General features: G+C 69.1%; 22 protein-coding genes. 15 read left to right on the forward strand and 7 right to left on the reverse strand.

Annotated elements, in window-relative coordinates:
• Positions 1 to 25: 25 nt before the first annotated feature.
• Positions 26 to 607 carry a TetR/AcrR family transcriptional regulator gene (locus MKI84_RS16075; RefSeq protein ID WP_241621194.1) on the reverse strand — a complete coding sequence of 194 codons (582 nt, stop codon included), beginning with the start codon at positions 605 to 607 and terminating at the stop codon, positions 26 to 28.
• A 151-nt stretch (positions 608 to 758) separates the two neighbouring features.
• On the opposite strand from MKI84_RS16075, the gene hisB reads away from it, so the two are divergent.
• From hisB to MKI84_RS16120, 9 genes are all read left to right on the forward strand, one after another.
• Complete coding sequence (gene hisB, locus MKI84_RS16080; protein ID WP_241621196.1) at positions 759 to 1,352, forward strand: imidazoleglycerol-phosphate dehydratase HisB; 594 nt, start codon at positions 759 to 761, stop codon at positions 1,350 to 1,352.
• A gap of 21 nt (positions 1,353 to 1,373) precedes the next feature.
• The gene (locus MKI84_RS16085) at positions 1,374 to 1,829 is read left to right on the forward strand and encodes a DUF2628 domain-containing protein (RefSeq protein ID WP_241621198.1); all 456 of its coding nucleotides are present in this window, start codon (positions 1,374 to 1,376) and stop codon (positions 1,827 to 1,829) included.
• Positions 1,826 to 2,488, forward strand: a complete 663-nt coding sequence (hisH, locus tag MKI84_RS16090; RefSeq protein WP_241621199.1) for an imidazole glycerol phosphate synthase subunit HisH — start codon at positions 1,826 to 1,828, stop codon at positions 2,486 to 2,488. The genes MKI84_RS16085 and hisH overlap by 4 nt, the downstream gene beginning before the upstream one ends.
• Positions 2,485 to 3,231 carry a 1-(5-phosphoribosyl)-5-[(5-phosphoribosylamino)methylideneamino]imidazole-4-carboxamide isomerase gene (hisA, locus tag MKI84_RS16095; RefSeq protein WP_241621201.1) on the forward strand — a complete coding sequence of 249 codons (747 nt, stop codon included), beginning with the start codon at positions 2,485 to 2,487 and terminating at the stop codon, positions 3,229 to 3,231. Before hisH ends, hisA begins: the two co-directional genes overlap by 4 nt.
• Before the next feature lie 8 nt (positions 3,232 to 3,239).
• Entirely contained in the window at positions 3,240 to 4,025 is a 786-nt protein-coding gene (gene hisF, locus MKI84_RS16100; RefSeq protein WP_241621278.1) for an imidazole glycerol phosphate synthase subunit HisF, read from the forward strand.
• Positions 4,026 to 4,027: 2 nt separating this feature from the next.
• Positions 4,028 to 4,363 carry a phosphoribosyl-ATP diphosphatase gene (locus tag MKI84_RS16105; RefSeq protein WP_241621203.1) on the forward strand — a complete coding sequence of 112 codons (336 nt, stop codon included), beginning with the start codon at positions 4,028 to 4,030 and terminating at the stop codon, positions 4,361 to 4,363.
• A gap of 105 nt (positions 4,364 to 4,468) precedes the next feature.
• Positions 4,469 to 5,428, forward strand: coding sequence for a type I pantothenate kinase (coaA, locus tag MKI84_RS16110; protein WP_241621205.1), 960 nt, complete (start codon positions 4,469 to 4,471; stop codon positions 5,426 to 5,428).
• A 33-nt stretch (positions 5,429 to 5,461) separates the two neighbouring features.
• Positions 5,462 to 6,106 (forward strand): alpha-ketoglutarate-dependent dioxygenase AlkB family protein, encoded by a 645-nt coding sequence (locus MKI84_RS16115; RefSeq protein ID WP_241621207.1) that lies wholly within the window; start codon positions 5,462 to 5,464, stop codon positions 6,104 to 6,106.
• A 51-nt stretch (positions 6,107 to 6,157) separates the two neighbouring features.
• On the forward strand, positions 6,158 to 7,102 hold the full coding sequence (locus MKI84_RS16120; protein WP_241621208.1) for a hypothetical protein: 945 nt from the start codon (positions 6,158 to 6,160) through the stop codon (positions 7,100 to 7,102).
• A 64-nt stretch (positions 7,103 to 7,166) separates the two neighbouring features.
• Here MKI84_RS16120 and grpE read toward each other — a convergent pair whose 3' ends face one another.
• Positions 7,167 to 7,817, reverse strand: coding sequence for a nucleotide exchange factor GrpE (grpE, locus tag MKI84_RS16125; RefSeq protein ID WP_241621210.1), 651 nt, complete (start codon positions 7,815 to 7,817; stop codon positions 7,167 to 7,169).
• 85 nt (positions 7,818 to 7,902) lie between these two features.
• The gene (gene hrcA / locus MKI84_RS16130) at positions 7,903 to 9,003 is read right to left on the reverse strand and encodes a heat-inducible transcriptional repressor HrcA (RefSeq protein ID WP_241621211.1); all 1,101 of its coding nucleotides are present in this window, start codon (positions 9,001 to 9,003) and stop codon (positions 7,903 to 7,905) included.
• A 128-nt stretch (positions 9,004 to 9,131) separates the two neighbouring features.
• Between hrcA and rph the strand changes: the two genes are divergently transcribed.
• From rph to hemW, 3 genes are read left to right on the forward strand one after another with little or no spacing between them, the layout of a single operon-like run.
• Entirely contained in the window at positions 9,132 to 9,845 is a 714-nt protein-coding gene (rph, locus tag MKI84_RS16135) for a ribonuclease PH (RefSeq protein WP_241621213.1), read from the forward strand.
• Positions 9,846 to 9,859: 14 nt separating this feature from the next.
• Positions 9,860 to 10,522: an RdgB/HAM1 family non-canonical purine NTP pyrophosphatase gene (gene rdgB, locus MKI84_RS16140; protein ID WP_241621215.1), complete on the forward strand. Its 663-nt coding sequence runs from the start codon at positions 9,860 to 9,862 to the stop codon at positions 10,520 to 10,522.
• Positions 10,503 to 11,675: a radical SAM family heme chaperone HemW gene (gene hemW, locus MKI84_RS16145; RefSeq protein WP_241621217.1), complete on the forward strand. Its 1,173-nt coding sequence runs from the start codon at positions 10,503 to 10,505 to the stop codon at positions 11,673 to 11,675. Before rdgB ends, hemW begins: the two co-directional genes overlap by 20 nt.
• Before the next feature lie 28 nt (positions 11,676 to 11,703).
• On the opposite strand, the gene MKI84_RS16150 is transcribed toward hemW, so the two are convergent.
• Positions 11,704 to 12,939 carry a penicillin-binding protein activator gene (locus MKI84_RS16150; protein WP_241621219.1) on the reverse strand — a complete coding sequence of 412 codons (1,236 nt, stop codon included), beginning with the start codon at positions 12,937 to 12,939 and terminating at the stop codon, positions 11,704 to 11,706.
• Positions 12,940 to 13,119: 180 nt separating this feature from the next.
• Between MKI84_RS16150 and rsmI the strand changes: the two genes are divergently transcribed.
• The 3 genes from rsmI (at position 13,120) to gshB (ending at position 15,424) form a co-directional block, all read left to right on the forward strand.
• A complete protein-coding gene (rsmI, locus tag MKI84_RS16155; RefSeq protein ID WP_241621221.1) occupies positions 13,120 to 14,037 on the forward strand; it encodes a 16S rRNA (cytidine(1402)-2'-O)-methyltransferase in 918 nt (305 codons plus the stop codon).
• Positions 14,012 to 14,401 (forward strand): YraN family protein, encoded by a 390-nt coding sequence (locus MKI84_RS16160; RefSeq protein ID WP_241621224.1) that lies wholly within the window; start codon positions 14,012 to 14,014, stop codon positions 14,399 to 14,401. Before rsmI ends, MKI84_RS16160 begins: the two co-directional genes overlap by 26 nt.
• Positions 14,402 to 14,485: 84 nt before the next feature.
• Positions 14,486 to 15,424 carry a glutathione synthase gene (gene gshB / locus MKI84_RS16165; protein ID WP_241621226.1) on the forward strand — a complete coding sequence of 313 codons (939 nt, stop codon included), beginning with the start codon at positions 14,486 to 14,488 and terminating at the stop codon, positions 15,422 to 15,424.
• Positions 15,425 to 15,505: 81 nt separating this feature from the next.
• Here gshB and MKI84_RS16170 read toward each other — a convergent pair whose 3' ends face one another.
• From MKI84_RS16170 to olsB, 3 genes are all read right to left on the reverse strand, one after another.
• Positions 15,506 to 15,790: a BQ00720 family protein gene (locus MKI84_RS16170; protein ID WP_241621228.1), complete on the reverse strand. Its 285-nt coding sequence runs from the start codon at positions 15,788 to 15,790 to the stop codon at positions 15,506 to 15,508.
• A gap of 46 nt (positions 15,791 to 15,836) precedes the next feature.
• On the reverse strand, positions 15,837 to 16,259 hold the full coding sequence (locus MKI84_RS16175; RefSeq protein WP_241621230.1) for an Hsp20 family protein: 423 nt from the start codon (positions 16,257 to 16,259) through the stop codon (positions 15,837 to 15,839).
• Positions 16,260 to 16,403: 144 nt separating this feature from the next.
• Entirely contained in the window at positions 16,404 to 17,339 is a 936-nt protein-coding gene (olsB, locus tag MKI84_RS16180; protein ID WP_425353855.1) for a l-ornithine N(alpha)-acyltransferase, read from the reverse strand.
• Positions 17,340 to 17,461: the final 122 nt, after the last annotated feature.

A 17,461-nucleotide genomic window follows, 5' to 3' on the forward strand; every position in this document is an offset into this window, starting at 1 on the left:
AAAAGCCGACCCGCTCCCGCCGTGCCTATGGCCGGGCGGTGAGACGGTCCAGCAGGGAATCGGTGATGGTGTCGAAGCAGGCGGCGTCGCCATAGGCACGGGCGGACAGCATGGCGCCATGGATGGTGGCCATGAAGCCCTCCGCCTCGCTGGCCGCGTCCCGCTCCAGACGGAAACGGCCCTGCCCGGCGCCCTGCTCCAGTGCGGTGCGCAGCCAGGCCGCCAGCGTGCGGAAATGAGCACGCACTTCCGCGCCGACCTCTTCGGGCAAGGCCGGCATCTCGCTCGCCAGCAGGGCGCAGATGCAGAACGGCGCGGAGGCATCCGCGATGCAGCGCTGCCAGTAGCCGACATAGGCGCGCAGCCGGTCGGCCGGATCGGCAACGGCGCCCTCCAGCGCGCCCAGCCCCGCCTCCGCCTCCTTGCGGTAGCCGGCGACGAGACTGCGCACCAGTTCCGCCTTGGTGGGGAAGTGGTGGTGGATGCTCGCCTTGCGGATGCCGACCACCGTGGCGATGTCGGCATAGCTGAACCCGTTATAGCCGCCCGAGACGATCAGGGTCCGGGCGCTGGACAGGATGAGATCATGGGTGGAGATGCTGGTCATGAGCTACGTCTACCTTCTGGTAGGTAGATCGTCAAGGGGCGTGGTCGAAAGGTGGCGCGGCGCCTTAACGCCCTGATATGGCGCATACGTCACAATGCTGCTAAGACGCCGGCTCTTTCCGGGAGCCCAATCCGCCCAGGATTTATCTGCCATGCGCACGGCCAGCATCACCCGCGCCACCAAGGAAACCGATATCCGCCTTTCCGTGAACCTTGACGGCACGGGCAAGGGGACTATCGCAACCGGCGTCGGCTTCTTCGATCACATGCTCGACCTGCTCGCGCGCCATTCGCGCATCGACATGGAGATCAAGGCCAAGGGCGACACCCATATCGACTTCCACCACACGGTGGAGGATGTCGGCATCGCGCTCGGCCAGGCGGTGAAGACCGCGCTGGGCGACATGCGCGGCGTCACCCGCTATGCCAGCCTGCATTTGCCGATGGACGAGACGCTGACCCGCGTCGCGCTCGACATTTCCGGCCGGCCGTTCCTGGTGTTCCGCACCGAGTTCGCCGTGCCGAAGATCGGCGAGTTCGACACCGAGCTGGTGCGCGAATTCTTCCAGGCCTTCGCCATGAATGCCGGGCTCACTTTGCATGTCGAGACGCTGTACGGCGCCAATGCGCACCATATAGCGGAGAGCTGCTTCAAGGGCCTCGCCCGCGCGCTGCGGGCGGCGGTGGCGATCGATCCGGCGGCGGCGGGGGAAATCCCTTCCACCAAGGGCAGCCTCGGCGGCTGAGCGCTGAAGGACGTGTGAACCATGGCGGTGTGGACCGTTTTCGTGCCCGACGAGGGCGACAACGCGCTTGTCGGCGCACAATGGGCCGAGCAGGTGGTGCTGGTGCGCGAGAAGTTTTCCTGGCTCGCGCTGCTGTTCGCGCCGCTGGTGCTGCTGCGCCACCGGCTGTGGCTGGCGGTGCTGGGCTATGTGGCGTTTCAGGGCGGCCTGGCCTTCGCGATCCACCAGCTCCAACTCGGCGATGCCGGTGACGTGCTCTATGCCTTCGCCCATCTGGTGGTCGCATTCGAGCTGCCGGCGCTGCGCCGCGCCAAGCTGACGGCCCACGGCTATGAGGAAGTCGGCGCGCTGATCGCCCCGACGCTGGATGCCGCCGAGCAGCGTTTCTTCGACGGGCAGGCCGGCGGTGTGCCTTTGCGGACGCGCACGCCCTCGCGCACGGTGCTTGGCCTGTTCCCGGAGGCGACGGGCCGATGAGCCGCGATAATTCCGTCGTCCTGATCGATTACGGCTCGGGCAATCTGCACTCGGCCGGCAAGGCGCTGGAGCGTGCCGCGCGCGAGGGCGGCAGCGCTCGCCCGGTTATCGTCACCGCCGACCCGGACGCGGTGCGCCGCGCCGACCGCGTGGTGCTGCCGGGCGTCGGCGCCTATGCCGATTGCCGGCGCGGCCTCGACGCGGTGCCCGGCATGGTCGAGGCGCTGACCGAGACGGTGATCGGCGAAGGTCGGCCCTTCCTCGGCATCTGCGTCGGTCTCCAGCTCATGGCCTCGCGCGGGCTGGAGCATGGCGTCACCCCGGGCCTCGGCTGGATCGAGGGCGATGTGGTGAAGCTGGAGCCGGACGATGCCGCGCTCAAGATTCCCCATATGGGCTGGAATTCGCTCGACGTGCGCCGCGCGCATGCGCTGCTTGACGGGATTCCCACCGGGCCGGACGGGCTCGATGCCTATTTCGTCCATTCCTATCATCTGGCCGCGCGGCGGCCGCAGGATGTGGTGGCCACCGCCGATTACGGCGGCAAGGTCACCGCCATGGTGGCGCGCGATAATCTCGCCGGCACGCAGTTTCATCCCGAGAAGAGCCAGCGCCTCGGCCTCGCTCTCCTCGCCAATTTCCTGAAGTGGGCGCCGTGATCCTCTTTCCCGCGATCGATCTCAAGGACGGCATGTGCGTGCGCCTCAAGCAGGGCGACATGGCGCAGGCCACCGTGTTCAACCATGACCCGGCCCAGCAGGCCGCCGAGTTCCAGCGCCAGGGCTTCCGCTACCTGCACATCGTCGATCTCGACGGTGCCTTCGCCGGCCGGCCGGTGAACGCGCAGGCGGTGGACCGCATCCTGGAAACCGTGTCGATGCCGGTGCAGCTCGGCGGCGGCATCCGCGACCTTTCGGGCGTGGAAGGCTGGCTGGAGAAGGGCATCACCCGCGTCATTCTCGGCACGGCGGCGGTGCGCGATCCGGCCTTCGTGAAGGAGGCGGCGCGCCGCTTCCCCGGCCGCGTCGCGGTCGGGCTCGACGCCAAGGACGGGCGCGTGGCGGTGGAAGGCTGGGCGGAAACCTCGGACCTCACCGCGCTGGAACTGGCGCAGCGCTTCGAGGATGCCGGCGTGAGCGCCATCGTCTACACCGACATCGCGCGCGACGGGCTGCTCAAGGGGCTCAATCTCGACGCCACCATCGCGCTGGCGGAGGCGATCTCGATTCCGGTCGTCGCCTCTGGCGGGCTTGCCTCGATCGAGGACGTGAAGGCGCTGCTGGAGCCGCGCGCCGAAAAGCTGGAAGGCGCCATCACCGGCCGCGCGCTCTATGACGGCCGGCTCGACCCGCATGCCGCGCTGGCGCTGGTGGCGGGGATGGCGGCGGGACGCGCCTCATGAGCGCGTCGCTGCTCAAGGTCCGTGTCATCCCCTGCCTCGACGTGAAGGACGGGCGCGTCGTCAAGGGTGTGAAATTCGTCGATCTGCGCGATGCCGGCGATCCGGTGGAGGCCGCCAAGGCCTATGACGCGGCCGGTGCGGATGAATTGTGCTTCCTCGACATCGCCGCCACGCACGAGAATCGCGGCACCATGATCGACGTGGTGTCGCGCACCGCCGAACAGTGCTTCATGCCGCTGACCGTGGGCGGCGGCGTGCGCACGGTGGAGGACATCCGCGCGCTGCTGAATGCCGGCGCCGACAAGGTGTCGATCAATTCCGCCGCGGTGGCGCGCCGGGAGTTCGTGCGCGAGGCGGCTTCCAAGTTCGGCGAGCAGTGCATCGTGGTCGCGATCGACGCCAAGAAGGTCTCGGCCGAGGGCGCGCCCGACCGCTGGGAAATCTTCACCCATGGCGGGCGCAACCGCACCGGCCTCGACGCGGTGGAATTCGCCCGCGAGGTGGTGGCGCTGGGCGCGGGTGAACTGCTTTTGACCTCGATGGACCGCGACGGCACCGGCGAGGGCTTCGACCTCGCCTTGACCCGCGCCATTTCCGATGCCGTGCCGGTGCCGGTGATCGCTTCGGGCGGCGTCGGCGTCCTCGACCATCTGGTCGACGGCATCGCCAAGGGCGGCGCGTCGGCGGTGCTCGCGGCCTCGATCTTCCATTTCGGCACCTTCACCATCGGCGAGGCCAAAAGGCGGCTCGCCGAGGCCGGGCTGCCGGTGCGCGCCGCCGGAATGGAGGGCTGATCATGAGTGAGACCAAGTCCCGCGTGGATCTCGACGCGCTCGCCACCATCGTGGCGCAGCGCGCGCGGGCCGATGCCGGCTCGTCCTATACCCGCAGCCTGATCGAGAAGGGCGTTGCCAAATGCGCGCAGAAGCTCGGCGAGGAGGCGGTCGAGACCGCGCTCGCCGCGGTTTCCGCTGATACCAAAGCGGTCGTTTCCGAGGCGGCCGATCTTCTCTACCATCTGGCCGTGCTGCTGCAGGTGCGCGGTGTGCCGCTGGAAGACGTTTATGACGAACTTGGCCGGCGGACGGCCCAGAGCGGGCTTGAAGAAAAAGCGGCGCGAAGCCGGGACTGACATCCCCGTCGCGCGACCTGGTTCCTTGCCGGCTCATCATTTGGTATATGGTCGACCAATGCCCGGCGGCCTAAATGTCCGGGCGAGCGATCTGGGGAAGCGCCGATGGACCTGAAGCTCGATAGCGTGGGGCTTTCGCCCTTCCGCAATTTCACACGCGCGGAATGGGCGGCGCTGCGTGCCGACACGCCCCAGCCGCTGCAAAATGCCGAGATTGCCCGGCTTCAGGGCCTGAACGACCGGCTGTCGCTGGCGGAGATCGAGGAAATTTATCTCCCGCTGTCGCGGCTGCTGTCCATGTATGTCGGCTCGGCGCAGAAGCTGTACCGCGCCATGCAGAAATTCCTCGGCCCGGAGGCCGGTGGCAAGATGCCCTACATCATCGGCGTCGCGGGCTCGGTGGCGGTGGGCAAGTCCACCACCTCGCGCGTGCTGCAGGCGCTGCTGGCGCGCTGGCATAACACGCCGAAGGTCGCGCTGGTCACCACCGACGGTTTCCTGCTGCCCAATGCGGTGCTGGAGAGCGAAGGGCTGATGCAGCGCAAGGGCTTCCCGGAAAGCTACGACCTGCCGGCGCTGCTGCATTTCCTCTCGGACATCAAGGCGGGCCGCCGCCCGGCGCGCGCGCCGGTCTACAGCCACTTCAACTACGACGTGACACCGAACGAGATGGTCGAGGTCGATCAGCCGGACATCCTCATCGTCGAGGGGCTGAACGTGCTGCAGACCTCGCGCCCGCCCAAGGACGGCAAGGGCATTCCCTTCGTCTCCGATTTCTTCGACTTCAAGATCTATATCGACGCCGACGAGGCGATACTGGAGCGCTGGTATGTCGAGCGCTTCATGCGGCTGCGCGCCACCGCCTTCCGCGACCCGGCGGCCTATTTCCATCGCTATTCCGGCATCACCGACAATGAGGCCGACGCCACGGCGCGCGGCATCTGGCGCACCATCAATCTGGTGAACCTGCGCGAGAACATCCTGCCGACCCGCCAGCGCGCCGACCTGATCCTGCACAAGGGCGGCGATCACGAGGTCGAGGCGGTGGCGCTGCGCAAGCTCTGAACCGGCGCGGTGCCGGCGGGAACGGAGAGCGCCATGACAAGCCCGATCGAACTCGCCCCCGGCTGCCTGTGGTGGCAAGGCTGGCTGTCGCGGGACCAGCAGCAGGCGCTGGCCGATGACTTGCGCGCGCTGCTCGCGGAGGCGCCGCTGTTCACCCCGCGCATGCCGCGCACCGGCAAGCCGTTCTCCGTGCGCATGTCCAATTGCGGGCCGCTGGGCTGGGTGTCGGACGCGGCAGGCTATCGTTACCAGCCGCTCCACCCCGAGACCGGCCGGGCCTGGCCGCCCTTTCCGCCGGTTCTGCTGCGCGCCTGGGGCGAACTCGCCGCCTGTCCCGCCCCGCCGGAAGCCTGCCTGATCAACTGGTATGGCGAGGGCGCCCGCATGGGGCTGCATCAGGACCGCGACGAGGAGGAATTCGGCGCGCCGGTGCTCTCGCTCTCGCTGGGCGATACCGCGGTCTTCCGCATTGGCGGTATCAAGCGCACCGACCCCACCCGCTCGATCCGCCTCGCCTCGGGCGACGCGCTGCTGCTGTCGGGCCCGAGCCGGCTGGCGTTTCACGGCATCGACCGCATTCTGCCGGGCTCGTCGACGCTGCTGAAACAGCCCGGGCGGATCAATCTGACGTTACGGCGGGTGCATCGTGCTGATGACGCCGCCACCGGCGCGTTATAAGGCTGGGAGCGGTTGCGGCCGCCGATATCGTCGAGCCTCGAGGAGACTGGATTGCACCGATTCGCCAAGGCCCTTCTGGGCATCTTCCTGCTGCTGGGCCTGAGCTTTCCGGCGGCGGCACAGGTCGTGTTCCCCAATCAGGGCTCGATCGGCCTGGTTCCGCCGGCCGGCATGACCGAAATTCCCGGCGTCGGCGGTTTCGAGGACCGCGCCGCCAAGGCCTCGATCCTGATCGTCGAGATGCCGCCCGGCGCCTATGACGCCATCCTCCAGACCTTCGAGCCACAGGCGCTTCAGTCCAAGGGCGTGACGGTCGAGGACCGCCGCGACATCGAACTGGCGGACGGGCACAAGGCGGTGCTGCTCACCGGCTACCAGAGCGTGGGCGCCATCGCTCTGAAGAAATGGATCATGCTGGCGGAAGGCAAGGGCCAGACCGCCATGATCACCGTGCAGTTCCCCGAGGAATCCGCCGGGCGCTATTCCGACGAGGCGATCGAGACCGCGCTGCGCAGCCTGGCGTTCCGCGCGCCGCCCACGGAAGAGGAAATGCTGGCGCGCCTGCCCTTCGCCATTTCCGATCTCGGCGGCTTCCGCGTGCTGCGGGTGCTCGGCGGGTCGGCGGTGTTGCTGACCGGAGCCCGCCCCGATGAGAAGGGCGGCAATGTGCTGCCCTATTTCATCGTCGGCGTGGCGCGCGGCGATGTGCGGGAAGAAGAACGCGAAAGCCTCGCCAAGCGCGCGCTGGGCAGCATTCCCGGCGTGAAGGACATCCGCCCCGAGCGCGGCGGCCCGCTCCGGATCGCCGGCCAGCCCGGCATCGAGATCATCGCCAAGGGCATCGAGACGCAGACCGGCAAGCCGGTGAAGGTGGCGCAGTGGCTCAGCTTCGGGCGCGGCAGCTATCTGCGCATGGTCGGGGTGACGCCCGAGGAGAGCTTCGAGGACAACTTCACCCGCCTGCGCGGGCTGCGCGACGCGGTTGAGATGCGCTGAGGCATGTTGCCGGCGCGCCGGCCGGCAGCGAGGCGTCTCGCCGCCGGCTGGTCTAAGATCGTGCTTACTTGGTCTCGGCGGTCCCGCTGTCCGACGGCGAGGCGACCTTGGGCCCGCCCTTGGACACGCCGACCAGCGCCGGGCGCAGCACACGGCCACCGATGGTGTAGCCGGACTGGATTACCTGGACCACGGTGCCGGACGGCAGCTCGGTATTGGGCACCTCGAACATCGCCTGGTGCAGGTTCGGGTCGAACTTGGCGCCTTCCGCCTCGATCCGGGCCACGCCATGCTTGCTCAGGGTCTGCGTCAGCGCGCGGGCGGTGAGGTCGATGCCCTCCAGCAGCGTCTTCAACGTGCCGTCGGCCTTCTCGCGCGCCTCGGGGTCGATGGTGGAGAGCGCGCGCTCGAAATCGTCCGCGACCGTCACCACGTCGCGGGCAAAGCCGGTAATGCCATAGACCTTGGCGTCCGCCACCTCGCGCTCGGCGCGGCGGCGTACATTGTCGGCCTCGGCGAAGGCGCGCAGGAACTTGTCCTTCAGCGCGGCGACCTCGGCCTCGAGCCGCTCCTTCTCCGCCGCGAACTGCGCGGCAACGGTCTCGGTGGCCTCGGCGGCCGCTTCCTGCGCGGGATCGACGGCGATGCCCTCCTGGAGGGAGGCTTCCGCCGCCGCGTCAGGGTCTTCCGCCGGGTTGCGGGTATCGTCGCTCATGAAAACCTCGTCGGGAACTTGAAGATCGTCGGCGCGGGCGCATTGCCGCGCAACGCCTGCCATATCGGGGTCCGGGGGCGAAAAATCAAGCCGCGTCGATGCCGGAGCCCGACAACACGCGGCTCACGACGCGCGCGGTGAAGTCCACCATCGGGACGATTCGCGCATAATTCAGCCGGGTCGGCCCGATCACGCCGAGCACCCCGACCACCCGTCCCTGCCCATCGGTATAGGGCGCGACGATGGTGGAGGAACCCGACAGCGAGAACAGCTTGTTCTCCGAGCCGATGAAGATGCGCAGCCCTTGCGCGTCCTCGGCCCGGCCCAGAAGGTCGACCACCTCCTGCTTGGCTTCGAGGTCGTCGAACAGCAGTCGCACCCGTTCCAGGTCCTCGATGGCCTTGAGGTCCTGCAGCAGCCGGGTCTGGCCGCGCACGATCAGCCGTCGCTCCGCCTTGTCGCCGCCGGACCAGCTCGCCAGCCCGGTTTCCACCACGCGGGCGGTGATCTCGTCCAGCTCGGCGCGCCGGGCGGCCAGCGCGCGCTCCACCTCGACGCGCAACTCGGCCAGCGTGCGCCCGCGGGTGCGGGAATTGAGGAAATTGGTGGCCTCCACCAGCGCCGAGGACGGCAGGCCGGTGGGCAGCGGCACCAGCCGGTTCTCGACCTCGCCATCCTCCGAGACCAGGATCAGCAGCGCGCGGGTGGGATCGAGCGCCACGAACTCGATATGCTTGAGCCGCGTGTCGCTCTTGGTGGTGGTCACCACCCCGGCGCCGCGCGACAGGCCCGACAGCAGGGTGGACGCCTCGGAGAGTACGCCCTCCACCGTTTGAGCGCGGGCGGCGGCGCGGACCTGCGCCTCGATGGATTTGCGTTCGTCCTCGGAGACGTCGCCGATCTCCAGCAGCGCGTCGACGAAGAAGCGCAGGCCGCGCTCGGTCGGCAGGCGGCCGGCGCTGGTGTGGGGGGCGAAGATGAGGCCGGCGGCCTCCAGATCCGCCATCACGTTGCGCACCGAGGCCGGGGAGAGCGTCATGGGAATGAGGCGCGAGATGTTGCGCGAGCCGGCCGGTTCGCCGGTGGCGAGATAGGTCTCCACGATCTGCCGGAAGATCTCGCGCGAGCGCTCGTCCAGACGGGCGAGCGAGGGGGCGGTGGAAGCCAGCAGGGGATCGAGTGCCATGGGCGACGTATTCCTCAGGGACGGCGAATCCCAATAATCGGCATTCGTCGCCCCGCGTTCAAGGCCGCGCATTGCGTGCCCGCCCGGCCACCCTTACAAGGGCGCTCCAATTCGTTCAGGAGAAAACCATGCGCCCGTCCCGCCGCACACCCGACGAGATGCGAGCCGTCAGCTTCGAGCGCGGCGTGCTGCGCCACGCGGAAGGCTCCTGCCTCGTGAAGTTCGGCGAGACCCATGTGCTGGTGGCCGCGACGCTGGAAGAGCGCCTGCCGCCATGGCTCAAGGGGCAGGGCCGTGGCTGGGTCACCGCCGAATACGGCATGCTGCCGCGCGCCACCCATGAGCGCACCCGCCGCGAGGTGACCACCGGCAAGCCTTCCGGCCGCACCCAGGAAATCCAGCGCCTGATCGGGCGCTCGCTGCGCGCGGTGGTCGATCTCGAAAAGCTCGGCGAGCGCCAGATCACCGTCGATTGCGACGTGATCCAGGCCGATGGCGGCACCCGCACCGCCTCGATCACCGGCGCGTGGATCGCGCTGCATGACTGCCTGAGCTGGATGAAGACCCGCGGCATGATCTCCACCGTGCCGCTCCGCGACCATATCGCCGCCGTTTCCTGCGGCATTGTCAAGGGCGAGCCCCGACTCGATCTCGATTACGTCGAGGATTCCGACGCCGATACCGACGTGAACTTCGTCATGACCGGCGCCGGCGGCTTCGTCGAAGTGCAGGGCACCGCGGAAAAGACGCCCTTCACCGAGGACGAGTTCAACGCCATGCTCGGTCTCGCCCGCAAGGGAATCGGCAAGCTGGTCGACCTCCAGAAGCTCGCGGTTGCGTGAGGGAAGGCCCCAAAATGGCTGAGAGCAGGCGCCTCGAAGGCCGGGTGGTGATCGCCACCCACAATGCCGGCAAGCTCGAAGAGATGCGCGGCCTCCTGGCGCCTTACGGCGTCGAGGCGGTGTCGGCCGGCGATCTCGGCCTGCCCGAGCCTGAGGAGACCGGGCTGACCTTCGGCGAGAATGCCCGCATCAAGGCGTTCTCGGCGGCCAAGCTCACCGGCCTGCCGGCCTTCGCCGATGATTCCGGCCTGTGCGTGGAAGCGCTCGGCGGGGCGCCGGGGCTCTATACCGCGCGCTGGGCCGGCCCGGAGAAGGATTTCATGGCGGCCATGACCCGCGTGGAGGAGGAACTGCGCGACGCCGACGCCAATCTTCCCGGCCTTCGCCGTGCCTATTTCATCTCCGCGCTCTGCGTCGCCTGGCCGGACGGCCATGCCGAGGATTTCGAGGGCGTGGTGTGGGGCACGCTGGTGTGGCCCCCGCGCGGGCCGGCCGGCTTCGGCTATGACCCGATGTTCCAGCCCGACGGTCATGAGCGCACCTTCGGCGAGATGACCGGCGCCGAGAAGCACGGCCTGCCGCCGCTCGGCCGCGGCCTGTCGCATCGCGCGCGCGCCTTCATTTCGCTGGCGGAATCCTGTTTCGGCGCCCGGTTCGATGAGCGCGGTCGCGACTGAACCGCCGGCGGATCCCGGCTTCGGCGTCTATGTGCATTGGCCGTTCTGCAAGGCCAAATGCCCGTACTGCGACTTCAATTCCCATGTCCGGCACGCCCCGCCGGACCAGGCGCGCTTCGTCGCGGCGTTCCGCGCCGAGATCGCGCACATGCGCGCGCGCAATGGCCAGCGCCGGACCCAGAGCGTGTTCTTCGGCGGTGGCACGCCCTCGCTGATGGAACCGGCAACCGTCGGCGCCATCCTCGACGCCATCCATGGGGCATGGCCGATCGATGCCCGTGCGGAAATCACGCTGGAGGCGAACCCGACCAGCGTGGAAGCCACCCGCTTCGCCGGCTATCGAGCCGCCGGGGTCAATCGCGTCTCGCTCGGCGTGCAGGCACTGGACGATGCCTCGCTTAAAAGCCTCGGGCGCATGCACACGGCGGACGAGGCGCTGGCGGCGGTGGCGGTGGCGCGCGCGGCTTTCGAGCGCGTGTCGTTCGATCTGATCTATGCCCGCCCCGACCAGACGCCGGAAGCCTGGCGTGCCGAGCTGCTGCGGGCGATCGCCGAGGGTGGCGACCACCTTTCGCTCTACCAGCTCACCATCGAGGACGGCACGCCCTTCGCCGCGCTGCACCGTGCCGGCAAGCTGAAGACCCCGGATGGCGAACTCGCCCGCGCGCTGTGGGACGCGACGCAGGAGACCACGGCGGGCGCCGGGCTGCCGGCCTATGAGATTTCGAACCATGCCCGGCCGGGGCAGGAGAGCCGGCACAATCTGCTGTACTGGCGCTATGGCGAATATGCCGGCGTCGGCCCCGGCGCCCATGGAAGGCTCGACACGCCGGAGGGGCGCTTCGCCACCTCGACCGAGCGCGGGCCGGAGGACTGGGCCGGCCTTGTCGAACGCGCGGGCCATGGCACGGTGTCCGACGAGCGGCTGACCCGCTCCGAGCAGGGCGACGAGTATCTGCTGATGGGGCTGCGCCTCAATGAGGGCATCGACCACCACCGCTTCGCCCGCCTCGCCGGCCGCGACCTCGACCCGGCGCGCATTGCCGCGCTGGTGCAGGAGGGCATGGTCGAGCAACTGCCGGGCGGGCGCCTGCGCGTGACGCCCACGGGCTTCCCGGTGCTCGACGCTATCGTCGCCGATCTGGCGGCGTGAGGCGTCAGGCAGGGGCTACATCCAGTGCCTACATCCCCTGCGCGAAGCTGCGGGGGGCGGGGTTCACGATGTCGGCGCGGCCGTTGGCGATCTGCATGATGGCGAGGCCGCGCTGGTTGGTGCCGTCCTCGCGGAAGCGGAAGATGCCGTCGATGCCGCTGAAGCCGGAGGGGTTCTGGATCGCGGTGTCGTTGAGCCCGGCCTCGCCGCCGGAATTCACCAGCGCCGCCATCAGCGACACCGCGTCATGGGCGAGCGTCGCCGTCCGTACCGGCTCGCGCGAGAAGCGCGCGCGGTAGCGCTCGGCAAAGGCGCGGAAGCCGGCGGGATCGGGCGCGGCGAAGATGCCGCCCGCCACGGAGGGCGCCTGGAACAGCTTGGTATCGTCCCACAGACCGGTGCCGATCAGCTGCTTGCCGGCCGGGTTCACCCCCGCCGCCGCCAGCGCCTGGATCAGCTGGGGCACCATGTCGGCGGCGTCGGGCAGGAAGATCGCGTCGGCCTGCGTCGCGGAAGGAGCAAGGCGCCGGGCGGCCTCGGCATAGGCGTTTCCGCCAGTGGCATAGCGTTCGATGGCAAGGATGCGCCCGCCGGCCTGCGGCACGGTCTCGCGAAAGGCCGCTTCCACCACCGAACCATAGGCATTGTCCGGCAGCAGGGCGACGAAACCGCGCTTTCCGGTGGAAGCGGCATAGCGCACCGCGCGCTCGACATCGGTCTGCGGCAGGAAACTCAACAGATAGACGCCGCGCCGGGCGACATTGGTGTCGGTGGAGAAGCCGACCAGCGGCACGCCGCGCGACAGCGCCACCTGCCCGGCGCCGGCGACGGAATGGGCGAAGACCGGCCCGATGATGGCCCGCGCGCCTTCGTCGATCGCCTGCGTCGCGGCGGCCTGCGCGCCCGGCGCGGTGCCGCCGTCATCCTTGACGAGGATCTGGATATTGGCGCCGGTGAATTCGGCGATCGCCATTTCCGCGGCATTGCGCAGCGACTGCGCGGCGAGGCCGGCATTGCCGCTGGCACCCAGCGGCAGGATCAGCGCGATCCGCACCGTGCCGGTGCCGAGCACATTGGCCGGCTGCGGCGGGGCTTCCGGCTCGGCGGGCGGCAGGGCGGCCTGCGGCGGAGCCGAATCCTGGATCGAGCTGCAGGCGGTGAGCGCGGTGCTGCCGGCGAGCACGAGGAAGCCGCGACGGCTCAGGCGGGAGAAGCGCGGAGCCCCGACCGACACCGCCGGCGCCCGCTGGTCTGGTTCGCTCATCGGCCTGCGCACCTGCTCCTGTCACCGATCCGACACGGGTCGTTAACCCTTATTAAGCCGTGCCCGCGCGTGCTGTCACGCATGCCTGCGGCACACGCGGCTGAATCGTCCGACATATCCACCCGTTCCGCCACCGGGCGGCATGACGGCGGGCGCTCGCCGCACTATGGTGCGCAGCTCATGAACGCTCCGCCGCCTGCCCCTCGCCAGTTCCGTCTCGCCGGCCATGTGCTGCCCGCCCCCCGGGCGATGGCCGGGCTTCACGTCGTCGCGACGCCTATCGGGCATCTGGGCGATGTGACGATCCGTGCGCTGGAGACGCTGGCCGGCGCCGACCTCATCGCCTGCGAGGACACGCGGGTGACGCGCCGCCTTCTGGAGCGCTACAGCATCGAGACGCCGCTGGTCGCCTATCACGACCACAACGCCGCCACCATGCGCCCGCGCCTCATGGCCCGGCTGGAGGAAGGCGCGGCGCTGGCGCTGGTCTCGGATGCCGGCACGCCGCTGGTCTCCGATCCCGGCTACAAGCTGGTGGAGGCCGCGATCGAGGGCGGCTTCCGTGTGATCCCGGTGCCCGGCGCCTCAGCGAGCCTCGCGGCGCTGGTGAGCGCGGGCCTGCCGACCGACCGCTTCTTCTTCGAGGGCTTCCTGCCGCCGAAGACCGGCGCGCGGCGCACCCGCATTTCCGAAATGAAGGGTCTGCCGGCGACGCTGGTGATCTACGAATCCGGGCCGCGCCTGCCCGAAAGCCTCGCCGACCTCGCCGCGGTGCTTGGCCCGCGCCCCGCCGCGGTGTGCCGGGAACTCACCAAGACCTTCGAGGAGGTGCGCCGCGCCCCGCTCGACCAGCTCGCCGCCCATTACCTCGAGGCCGGCTCGCCCAAGGGCGAGATCGTGCTGGTGATCGGCCCGCCGGCCGTCGAGGAAGCCGGCGAGGCCGATATCGACGCCGCGCTGCGCGCCGCGCTCGCCACGCTCTCGGTGAAGGATGCGGCGGCGGCGGTGGCGACCGCGACCGGCCACCCGCGCCGCGCGGTCTATGCCCGCGCGCTGGCGCTTCAGGTTCCCCATGACCGGCCCGACGCGGAAGACTGAGCCGAGCCCGGCGCGCCGCGCCGCCTTTGCGCGCGGCGTCGACGCCGAAGCGGCCGCCGGCGCGGTGCTGGCGACGCAGGGCTTTGCCGTGCTGGCAACGCGGGTGCGCACGGCGCGCGGCGAGATCGACCTGATCGCACGGCGCGACGATCTGGTGGTGTTTGTCGAGGTGAAGGCCCGCGCGCGGCTGGACACCGCCGCCGAGGCGGTCTCGCCGCGCCAGCGCCGGCGTATCGCCGCCGCGGCCGAGATCTATCTCGCCGGCCATCCCGAGCTTGCCGGGCTCGACATGCGATTCGACGCCATACTGATCGCGCCGGGCGCGCCAGCCCTGCATCTGCCGGGGGCCTTCGAGGCGGAATGAGCGCGTGACGCCGGAGGTCACCAGGGTCTAAACAGGAGCCCGAAAGCCGGCAGCCCGGCACCCCTTCATGAGAACCGTGTCTCCATGAGCCTCAACGTCGCCATACAGACCGACCCGATCGACCGCCTCAACATCGCCGGGGATTCCGGCTTCGCGCTGATGCTGGAAGCGCAGGCGCGTGGCCATCGCCTCAGCTACTACACCACCGACCGCCTCGCCATGCGCGACGGCGAGGTGTTCGCCACCGTCGAGCCCATCGAGGTGCGCGACGTCAAGGGCGACCATTTCACGCTTCAGCCCCGCGAGCGGGTGCGGCTCGACAGCTTCGACGTGATCCTGATGCGCCAGGACCCGCCCTTCGACCTGAACTACATCACCGCGACCCATATGCTGGAGCGCGTGCACCCGAAGACGCTGGTGGTGAACGACCCCGCCCAGGTGCGCAACGCGCCGGAGAAGATCTTCGTCACCGAATTCCCGGACCTGATGCCGCCGACGCTGATCACGCGCGACCTCGACGAGATCAAGGCATTCCGCGACGAGCACGGCGACATCGTCGCCAAGCCGCTCTACGGCCATGGCGGCGCCTCGGTGTTCCGCCTGACGCGCGACGACCTGAATTTCGGCTCGCTCTACGACCTGTTCGCCACCGTGTTCCGCGAGCCCTGGGTGATCCAGCGCTTCCTGCCGGCGGTGAGCGAGGGCGACAAGCGCATCATCCTGGTCGACGGCCAGTTCGCCGGGGCGGTGAACCGGGTGCCGAGCGCGGGCGATTTGCGCTCCAACATGGTACGCGGCGGCGCGGCGAAGGAGACCGACCTGTCGGCGCGCGAACGCGAGATTTGCGAGCGGCTCGGCCCCTCGCTGCGCGAGAAGGGGCTGCTGCTGACCGGCATCGACGTGATCGGCGGCTATCTCACCGAAATCAACGTCACCGCCCCGACCGGCATCCGCGCCATTCGCCGTCTCGGCGGGCCGGACATCGCGGCGAAGGTGTGGGACGCGATCGAGGCCAAGCGCTGAACTGGGCCTCCTGATCGGCACAAATAAAAGGCGCCGTCCCGGCCGGGACGGCGCCTTTCGACGGTTCAGGAACCCGAAAGCTCAGTGCACGCTCAGCGGGGCGAGTTCATTCTGCATGGCCGAGGCGATGCAGGCCTCGCGGCTGTCGGTCAGCATGATCGGCGTGCCGTCCGCGGCGTGCAGGGTGAACAGCTTCAGGCCGGGCGCCAGCTGCGCCTGGGGGAAGAGTTCCGCCGCGTCTTCCGAGCGGATCGGGCGCACATAGGCGATGTGCCCGCCGCCGAGATTGGCGAAGGCTTCCGGCGACAGGACGGCCGGATGGCCGGCGCCAGCGGAAGTGCTGCTGTGAGCGAATTCGTTGGTCATGGTCCGCGACTCCTTTACTAGCTGCCGAGACCGGCTTCGGGATCCCTCAATCGTCCGTCGCAATGGATATACGCCGGACGACGCGTTCCGGTTCCGGCCGGACCAGATCCACGGAGAGCAAACCGTTCTTCAGCTCGGCGCCAAGCACGCGCATGCCGTCGGCCAGCACGAAGGTGCGCTGGAACTGGCGTGCGGCGATGCCCCGGTGAAGATAGACCCGCTCGGTATCGTCGATCTGGCGGCCCCGGATGACGAGCTCATTCTCTTCCACGCTCACATCGAGCTGGTCGCGGGTGAAACCGGCGACGGCCAGTGTGATGCGCAGCCTTTCCGGCTGGCCGGCAGGAGCGATCCGCTCGACATTATATGGCGGATAGCCTTCTGAACCTTTCATGACCCGGTCGAGCGCTCGCTCGACCTCGTCAAAGCCGAGCAGGAAGGGGCTCGACAGCGAGGGTATGCGCGACATTCCCAAAGTCCTTGTCTTTAAGCGACTTTGCGTTGGTGGGACCCCGTCATGGGCATCCCGTTGCCGGCAGATATGGGGGAGGTCGGTGGGGTGCGCAAGATGTGTGCAGCGAATCAGTCGCGCACGATCGGAAGCCGCGCCGGATCAGGCGGCGTGGCGCTCGCCATTGATGCCGAAATGGCCGAGATAGCGCGGGCTGATGTTCTCGACCGGCAGCACGATCAGCACATCCGTGGTGCCGAACTGGCGGTCCACCACGGCGCCGCGCCCTATCTGGGCGCCGAGGCGCAGATAGCCCTTGATGAGCGGGGGCAGTTCGCCCAGCGCCGCCTTGGCGTCGACCGCCTCGCGGGGCATCACGTCCATCGGCGTGGCGTGCCGGGCGAGGGCGCAGGCCTGCCATTCCGGCGCGCCGGGCACGAAATGGTGCAGGAAGGCCAGCGGGCGGGCCAGCGCCTGCGGATCGGTGCCCTCCAGGCTGGCGCAGCCGAACATCACATCGATGCCATGGCGGCGGACATAGGCCCAGATGCCGTGCCAGAGCAGCTCCACCGTGCGCTTGTTGCGGTAGGAGGCCAGCACGCAGGAGCGGCCGAGCTCCAGGAACCGGCGGTGCGGGTGGCGGGCGATCAGCGGGGCGATGTCGAATTCGCTCTGGGTGTAGAAGCCGCCATGGCGCACGGCCACCTCCTGGCGCAGCAGGCGATAGGTGCCGACCACCTTGGGCCGCTTCTTGCCACGCGCGGTGGTGTGGATTTCGGCATGGTCGACCACGAGCAGATGGTCGCACACCGCGTCGAACGCGTCGAAGTCGCGCCGGGCGAGCCGGGCGGCGGCGACGGGGATCGCCGACATTTCCTCATAGAACACCTCGTAGCGCACCCGCTGGGCGCGGCGCACATCCTTGGCGGTGACGGCGAGGCGAACTTCCAGCGTGCCGATGCGGCCGAGCGTTTCCGGCGCGCGATCGGCGCCGCTGTCGCGGTGGCGCAGGCCGGAATAGGAGCGCAGCGCCGGCATGAAGCGGGACGGCATGAAATGGGCGGGCATGAAACGCGACGGATCGAGCGCGGCTGACATGAAGCCCTGCGGCGGCGTGGCGATCTCGCCGGTGCGCGGCTTCATCAGCGTGGATTTGAAGAACTGGGCGAGCGGCGAAACGGCGCCGACGGTCTTCTCCTTGACGCCTTCGGCAAGCACAT

The organism is Ancylobacter gelatini (genome assembly GCF_022601675.1).
Lineage (GTDB): Bacteria > Pseudomonadota > Alphaproteobacteria > Rhizobiales > Xanthobacteraceae > Ancylobacter > Ancylobacter gelatini.

Excerpts from the sequence above, each read along its gene's own strand:
- MKI84_RS16105 (WP_241621203.1), top strand. The coding sequence starts at position 4,028 with ATGAGTGAGACCAAGTCCCGCGTGGATCTCGACGCGCTCGCCACCATC.
- coaA (WP_241621205.1), top strand. The coding sequence starts at position 4,469 with ATGGACCTGAAGCTCGATAGCGTGGGGCTTTCGCCCTTCCGCAATTTC.
- MKI84_RS16150 (WP_241621219.1), bottom strand. The coding sequence starts at position 12,939 with ATGAGCGAACCAGACCAGCGGGCGCCGGCGGTGTCGGTCGGGGCTCCG.
- MKI84_RS16170 (WP_241621228.1), bottom strand. The coding sequence starts at position 15,790 with ATGACCAACGAATTCGCTCACAGCAGCACTTCCGCTGGCGCCGGCCAT.
- grpE (WP_241621210.1), bottom strand. The coding sequence starts at position 7,817 with ATGAGCGACGATACCCGCAACCCGGCGGAAGACCCTGACGCGGCGGCG.
- rph (WP_241621213.1), top strand. The coding sequence starts at position 9,132 with ATGCGCCCGTCCCGCCGCACACCCGACGAGATGCGAGCCGTCAGCTTC.
- rsmI (WP_241621221.1), top strand. The coding sequence starts at position 13,120 with ATGAACGCTCCGCCGCCTGCCCCTCGCCAGTTCCGTCTCGCCGGCCAT.
- MKI84_RS16115 (WP_241621207.1), top strand. The coding sequence starts at position 5,462 with ATGACAAGCCCGATCGAACTCGCCCCCGGCTGCCTGTGGTGGCAAGGC.
- hrcA (WP_241621211.1), bottom strand. The coding sequence starts at position 9,003 with ATGGCACTCGATCCCCTGCTGGCTTCCACCGCCCCCTCGCTCGCCCGT.
- gshB (WP_241621226.1), top strand. The coding sequence starts at position 14,486 with ATGAGCCTCAACGTCGCCATACAGACCGACCCGATCGACCGCCTCAAC.
- MKI84_RS16075 (WP_241621194.1), bottom strand. The coding sequence starts at position 607 with ATGACCAGCATCTCCACCCATGATCTCATCCTGTCCAGCGCCCGGACC.
- MKI84_RS16175 (WP_241621230.1), bottom strand. The coding sequence starts at position 16,259 with ATGTCGCGCATACCCTCGCTGTCGAGCCCCTTCCTGCTCGGCTTTGAC.
- hisH (WP_241621199.1), top strand. The coding sequence starts at position 1,826 with ATGAGCCGCGATAATTCCGTCGTCCTGATCGATTACGGCTCGGGCAAT.
- hisB (WP_241621196.1), top strand. The coding sequence starts at position 759 with ATGCGCACGGCCAGCATCACCCGCGCCACCAAGGAAACCGATATCCGC.
- MKI84_RS16160 (WP_241621224.1), top strand. The coding sequence starts at position 14,012 with ATGACCGGCCCGACGCGGAAGACTGAGCCGAGCCCGGCGCGCCGCGCC.
- olsB (WP_425353855.1), bottom strand. The coding sequence starts at position 17,339 with ATGTCAGCCGCGCTCGATCCGTCGCGTTTCATGCCCGCCCATTTCATG.
- MKI84_RS16085 (WP_241621198.1), top strand. The coding sequence starts at position 1,374 with ATGGCGGTGTGGACCGTTTTCGTGCCCGACGAGGGCGACAACGCGCTT.
- hemW (WP_241621217.1), top strand. The coding sequence starts at position 10,503 with ATGAGCGCGGTCGCGACTGAACCGCCGGCGGATCCCGGCTTCGGCGTC.
- rdgB (WP_241621215.1), top strand. The coding sequence starts at position 9,860 with ATGGCTGAGAGCAGGCGCCTCGAAGGCCGGGTGGTGATCGCCACCCAC.